Genomic DNA, 1,702 nt, shown 5'->3' on the forward strand with positions numbered 1-1,702 from the left:
GACCCTGTTGCTGAATTCGTGACATGCCGTTGTGGATCCAGTGTGTTGGCTGGTCTGTCCTGAATGATCGTGTTGCTGGTCGGCTTTTCCCCTCTCCCGGCCGCAGGATGGTTTCGCCGATGTCGATGCGGCCGCGCCCGTTGGCGCAAGTTCCGGAGCAGACGATGCTGGTGGCCAGGGCGGCGTTTCCCAAGGGCAGTCTGGCGATGAGTGTGCGTGACCAGTTGGGTGAGGTGTTCGCTGATGAGCGGTTCGCGGCCGCTTTCGGGGTCCGGGGTGCGCCGGCGACCTCGCCGGGAGTCCTGGCTCTAGTGACGGCGTTGCAGTACGCCGAAGGGTTGACTGACCGGCAGGCGGCGCAGATGGTGGTCCGGGCCATCGACTGGAAGTACTGCCTGGGGCTGGAGCTGACCGATACCGGGTTCGACTACAGCGTGTTGAGCAAGTTCCGGGCCCGCCTCGTCGAGCACGGTCTGGAACGCGCCGCGTTCGACCTGCTCCTTCAGGTGTTGAAGGACAAGGGCCTGATCGGCGCCGGTGGCAAGGCCCGCACCGATTCCACCCACGTGATCTCAGCGGTGCGTGACCTCAACCGCCTCGAGCTGGCCGGGGAGACGGTCCGCGCCGCGGTGGAGGTCCTGGCCGTGGCCGCTGCGGGGTGGCTGGCCACGGTGATCGACATCGGCGAGTGGAACCAGCGATACGGCGCCCGCGTCGACTCCTGGCGGCTGCCGACCTCGCGGACCAAACGAGACCGGCTGGCGCAGGTTTACGGCGCCGACGCGGTGCGGCTGCTGGAGGCGGTCTGGTCGCCATCGGCCCCGGCGTGGCTGGTCGAGCTACCCGCGATCGAGACGCTACGCCGGATGCTGGTCCAGAACTACCACATCAGCGCCGACACCCACGGACGGCAGGTGATCAAGATGCGGCAGGCCGACGACGACGGTCTGCCGCCGGCCAGACACCGGATCACCTCCCCCTATGACCTCGACACCCGATGGGCAGCCAAAGGCGAGGACCTGTTCTGGAACGGCTACAAGGTCCACCTCACCGAGACCTGCCACGCCGATAATGACCCGCCCGGCGCCGGCACCCCGGCTCCACCGAACCTGATCATCAACGTGGCGACCACCGCCTCGACCGTGCCCGATGTGAAAGCGACCACCCCCATCCATGCCGCCCTGGCCGCCTCGGGCCTGCTACCGGCCCGGCATTACCTCGACGCCGGCTACCCTTGCGCCGAGACGATCAACACCGCGGCCGACACGTACGGCGTCACGATGGTCACCCCCGCCTCCCGTGACACGTCCGCGCAGGCCAGGGCCGGTACCGGATTCGCCAAGGACGCCTTCACCATCGACTGGGCCACCCGGCAGGTCACCTGCCCGCAAGGCAACACCAGCGGCAACTGGAACCCCGTCAGCCAGCACGGCACCGACGCAATCGTGATCACATTCCCCACCGGCGCCTGCCACCCCTGCCCAGCCCGAACCCAGTGCACCGCCTCCAAACGCGGCCGGCGTCACCTGACCCTGCGCCCCCAAGAGCTGCACGAAGCCCTGGCCCGCAACCGCGCCGACCAAGCCCGCAAGACCTGGCAGGACGACTACGCCCTGCGCGCCGGCGTGGAAGGCACCATCGGCCAAGCCATCGCGATCACCGGCATCCGCCACGCCCGCTACCGCGGCCTACCGAAAACCCG

At 68.4% G+C, this 1,702-nt stretch carries 1 protein-coding gene; it reads left to right on the forward strand.

Translation table 11 applies throughout. The features are described from left to right. Positions 1–23 precede the first annotated feature (23 nt). Positions 24–1,702, forward strand: a 1,679-nt coding sequence (locus ABGB16_RS33615) for an IS1182 family transposase (protein WP_347672081.1), incomplete at its 3' end; no start/stop codon positions are given.

Source organism: Micromonospora sp. B11E3, assembly GCF_039871625.1.
In the GTDB taxonomy this organism is placed as follows: Bacteria; Actinomycetota; Actinomycetes; order Mycobacteriales; family Micromonosporaceae; genus Micromonospora.